Source organism: Halorubrum sp. SD612 (genome assembly GCF_002135005.1).
This window is the reverse complement of record NZ_NEWI01000164.1, coordinates 1-4,420: the sequence shown is the minus strand read 5'-3', so window position 1 is coordinate 4,420 and position 4,420 is coordinate 1. Positions and strand designations below refer to the sequence as shown.

The following is a 4,420-nucleotide window of genomic DNA, read 5'->3' as shown; positions in this document are numbered from 1 at the left end:
CCGGCTCCTGGACGTGGTCCTCGACGGGACCGCCGCCGCCGTCTCGGGTATCTCGGTCAACTGGTACAACCGCGTGATGGTGATGCTGACGGCGTTGGTCGTCGTCGGCGCGATGCAGATCATGGGCGTCATCCTCGTCGCGGCGATGCTGGTCGTACCCGTGGCGGGCGCGACGCAGGTGTCGCGCAGCTTCACCGAGTCGCTCGTCGTCTCGGTCGTCCTCGCGGAGCTCGCGGTCCTCCTCGGCATCGGCGTCGCCTACTACGGCGGCGTCACCGCCGGCGGGGTGATCGTGCTCGTCGCCGTGGGGATCTACGTCTGCGCGGTCGGAGTCGGAAAGCTTCAGTCGGCCCGCGGCGAGGAGGAGACCACGGAGATGGAGAGCATCGAGACCGACGGCGTCGACCTCGGCGCCGGAACCGGAGGGGACCGACCGTGACCGCCGACGAGAGCGAGGCCGACGCCGGCGAGGGACGCGAGACCGACGCCGGCGAGGGACGCGAGACCGACGCCGGCGACGACGGGTCCGGCCCGAGGGCGTCGTCGGACGTCATCAGCGCGGTCATGGAAGACTACATCAAGTCGATCTACGCCATCGAGCGCGACACCGGGGAGCGGGTGTCGACCTCGGCGCTCGCCGACTACCTCGACGTCACCGCGCCGACCGTCTCCTCGATGATCAAGAAGCTGGAGGGGCGCGGGCTGGTCGACCGGGAGGAGTACAAGGGCGTGACGCTCACCGAGGAAGGGGAGGTCGTGGCCCTGGAGATCCTCAGACACCACCGACTTCTGGAGGCGTTCCTGACCGAGCAGCTCGACTACAGCTGGGTCGACGTCCACGACGAGGCCGACAGGCTCGAACACCACGTCTCGGAGAAGCTGAGCGAGCGCATCGCCGAGGCGCTCGGCAACCCGCCGGTCGACCCGCACGGCGACCCGATCCCCGACGCCGACCTCTCGCTGCCGACGGCGGGCGACACCGTCCGACTGGTCGACGTCGACGAGGGCGACCGCGTGGTCGTCCGCCGGATCCGACACCAGGGCGACGCCGAACTCCGATACCTCTCCGACGCCGGCGTCCGCCCGGAGGTCGAGCTCGCCGTCGTCGACGTCGCCCCGTTCGGCATGGTGACCGTCGAGACGCCGACCGACGACCAGAGCCTCCCCGAGGAGATCGCGCGTCTCATCGAGGTCGAGCGCGCCGACGGCACCGGGGACGCCGACGCCTGAGGCCGCTCGTCCGCCCGACCCGTTCGCTGCCGTCCGTCCGGGCCGTCGCCCCGACGCGCCCGAGTCACTCGTTCTGAACGAACGCGCCCGAGCAGTCGTACTCGACCAGTCCGAACCGTCCGTCGGCCGACACGGTCCCGTTGTAGGGGTCGGTCCGCTCGTACAGCTGGTAGACGGTGACGTTCTCGACGTCGGTCGCGTGGGTTCGGTTCCACTCCTCGCAGAGGTAGTTCGCGAGGTACGAGCGGTGGTCCTCGTTGGCCCCCGACTCGACGTTGGAGAGGTACTTCCGCCAGCGAGCGGTGGGGTACGTCTCGTCGACGTCCGGGGGCCGGTCCAGCGAGACCGCGCCGTCGTGGCGTACGTCCCGTTCGCCCCCGTCTTCGAGGACGCCGGGGGCGGCGAACCACCGCGTCGTGCGGACGGGCTCGGGCGCGAACATCCTCCAGTGCTGGTCCATCTCGACGGTCTCTAGGACCGCTTCGCCGGGGTCCGGAACCTCGCCGTAGCCGGCCGACTGCGCGCTCGAGAGGACGATCAACACGACGAAGAAGACGGGGACGACCGTCGAGAAGAGCGGGCGGCCGCGTTCGACTCCCGCGCGGAGGCCGTCTCCGAGGCCGGCGAGGCGCCCGCTCCGCGTCGGCCGGGACAGCGACGGGTCGAGCGAGGCGAGCGTTCTCCCGGCGGATCGGAGGCGCGCCCGCCACCGATCGAGGGGTTCCGACGGTCCGAACCGACCGAGGGCGCGCTCCGCGGCGTCCCAGACCGGGGCCTGATAGAACGGGACGAAGCCGACGACGGCGATGAGGGGGAACAGGTCGATCCGCATCGTGACCGCCATTCCGAGGTGGGCGCCGACGAAGAGCGAGGCGACCGCGGCGCGCGGAACGCCGGTGAGAGCGATCAGCAGCGGCGAGGCGAAGAGGAGCGCGACCCACACGTACGTGGCCGCGCGCAGCAGCGCGGGGAACGCGGCGACGTGGTCGCCGACGAGGTAGGTGAACTGGTCCGCCTGCATGACGTACGCGACCGCCTCCCCGCCCATCCAGAGGTCCCCCTCGAGCTTGTGGACGCCGTTCGTCACGTACATCACCAGCATCTGGAGGAGAACGCCCATCGAGGCGACCGTCGCGACGGGCGTCGCCGTCGCGTCGCCTCCGGGGGCCTCCGCGTCCGACCGCCTGATCGCGTCGACCGACCACTGCGCGCCGAGGGGGAGGAAGGCCCCCCAGAAGAGCAGCATCGCGAGCAGGGCGTCGCCGGCGTTCAACACCATCGGGTTCCGGGCCTGAAGCGAGAGCAGCAGCAGCCACGAGACGACCGTCGCGAGCCGCGTCCGGTACCCGACGAGCAGCGCGAGGGCGACGACGCCCGCGACGGCGAACAGCGACGCGACGGCCCACGGCTCGCCGGAGAGCGCGTGGAGCGAGTACACCTCGGAGTAGTCCGCGAACAGCGCGCGCCGCGGGAGCACGCCGGCGTCCGTGTAGAAGGCGGTGAGCGAACGCGAGCGGCGGAGCAGGTCGGCGATCAGCAGCGCCCCGAGCCCGACCCGGAAGGCGGCGAGCGCGCGCGGGTCCACCGAGCTTCGCGCGGCGACCGCCGCCGAGAGCCGTCGAACGACGGCCGAGAACCGCGACCTGACCGCGGCGAGGGAAGGACTTCGAGCCATGATCGTGGAGTCCGGCGACTTGGTCACGCGGAGGCACCAGTATAAGCTTTCCGTGCGACGGTACCGCGGTCTCCGCCGCGCGGTCGGCGTCGTGCCGCTTCCGGAGCGCCGCTGGGCCCGTCCCACCGGAATCCTGAACTGCGACGGCCGCGTACGTCGGGCAGGTGATGGCCGAGGACATCCCGGAGGACGCCGCGATCATCCTCTTCGACGGCGTCTGTAACCTCTGTAGCGGGTTCGTACAGTTCGTCGTCCCGCGCGACCCGGGCGGGAAGTACCGGTTCGCCTCGCTTCAGTCCGACGTCGGGCGGGCGCTGCTGGCCGAACACGACCTCCCGACCGACGAGCTGGAGTCGATCGTCCTGATCGAAGACGGCGAGAGCTACGTGAAATCGGCCGCAGTCATTCGGATCGCGGCGGGGCTCGGCGGCCGCTATCGCCTGCTCTCGCCGTTCCGACACGTCCCGGCCGCGGTCCGCGACCGCGCCTACGACTTCGTCGCCGACCACCGATATCGATGGTTCGGCAAGAAGGACCGGTGTATGATGCCGTCCGGCGACGTGGAGTCGCGCTTCCTGGAGTGAGCGACCTCCCGACCTCGGCCGGCCTCAGCCGCCGTCGCGTCGCTCGTAGGTGACGAACGCGAGGTCGCCGTCGGTCTCGCGGTCGCGTTCGACCCACGCCTCGGCGTCCCGCTCCGGGAACCGCGTGTCGCCGTCGGGCCGCTCGGGGATCTCGGTGATCACCAGCCGGTCGGCGCGTTCGAGGTACGCCTCGTAGACCGCGGCGCCGCCGATCACGTAGACGGCGTCGACCCCGCGGTCGGCGGCGTCCGCCGCGGCGCGCTCGACCGCCGCGTCCGGGTCGCTCGCCACGACCGCGCCGTCGGGGAGGTCCGCGTCGTCGATCGAGCGTTTCGTCAACACGACGCTGGTCCGGTCGGGGAGGGGCCCGCCGAGCCGGTCGACGACGCTCTCGTACGTCTTCCGGCCGACGATCACCGGGTGGCCGGTCGTGAGCCGCTTGAAGTGCGCCAGGTCCGCGGGGTAGTGCCAGGGCATCCCGCCGTCGTCGCCGATCACGCGGTTCTCGGCGACGGCGGCGACGAGGACGAGGTCGGGGTCCCCCATCACTCCGCGACCGCGAACGAGATGCCGTCCGCGGAGTCGTAGTCGACGACCTCGACGTCCTCGTGGGTCAGCTCGTCGAGCGGCTTGTCCGCGATCTCGATCCGCGGGCGGTCGCGCGGCGTCCGCGAGAGCTGTTCGAGGAGTCCGGGCACGTGGTCGTACCCCTCCTGCCCGTTCGGCTCGTCCGGGGCGGTGCGCTCGACCCAGCTTTTCACGTCGAGGTACCCCTCCTTGCTCTCGACGTTCGCGAGCCGCTCCTGGACGTACCTGAGGTTGTTCGCGTACCACTTCCCGCGGTCGCCGCGGCCGCAGTAGACGTGCGCGTCGACGACCGTGTGGCCGAACTCGCCGACCTCGAAGCCGGTCCGCTGGGCGAGCGCGTTCG

At 71.3% G+C, this 4,420-nt stretch carries 6 protein-coding genes; 3 read left to right on the top strand and 3 right to left on the bottom strand.

Translation table 11 applies throughout. The features are described from left to right. On the top strand, positions 1 to 439 hold a 439-nt coding region (locus B9G38_RS18590), incomplete at its 5' end, for a metal ABC transporter permease (protein WP_233127218.1). A gap of 125 nt (positions 440 to 564) precedes the next feature. Next, a complete protein-coding gene (locus tag B9G38_RS14095; protein WP_086220785.1) occupies positions 565 to 1,230 on the top strand; it encodes a metal-dependent transcriptional regulator in 666 nt (221 codons plus the stop codon). 64 nt (positions 1,231 to 1,294) lie between these two features. Here B9G38_RS14095 and B9G38_RS14090 read toward each other — a convergent pair whose 3' ends face one another. Then, a complete protein-coding gene (locus tag B9G38_RS14090) occupies positions 1,295 to 2,905 on the bottom strand; it encodes an HTTM domain-containing protein (protein WP_086220784.1) in 1,611 nt (536 codons plus the stop codon). Between the two features lie 167 nt (positions 2,906 to 3,072). Between B9G38_RS14090 and B9G38_RS14085 the strand changes: the two genes are divergently transcribed. Next, entirely contained in the window at positions 3,073 to 3,489 is a 417-nt protein-coding gene (locus B9G38_RS14085) for a thiol-disulfide oxidoreductase DCC family protein (RefSeq protein ID WP_086220783.1), read from the top strand. 24 nt (positions 3,490 to 3,513) lie between these two features. Here B9G38_RS14085 and B9G38_RS14080 read toward each other — a convergent pair whose 3' ends face one another. Next, positions 3,514 to 4,035, bottom strand: coding sequence for a dihydrofolate reductase (locus B9G38_RS14080; protein ID WP_086220782.1), 522 nt, complete (start codon positions 4,033 to 4,035; stop codon positions 3,514 to 3,516). Further along, positions 4,035 to 4,420 (bottom strand): thymidylate synthase (locus B9G38_RS14075; protein WP_233127217.1); only part of this gene is annotated, 386 nt, incomplete at its 5' end. The genes B9G38_RS14075 and B9G38_RS14080, both read right to left, overlap by 1 nt.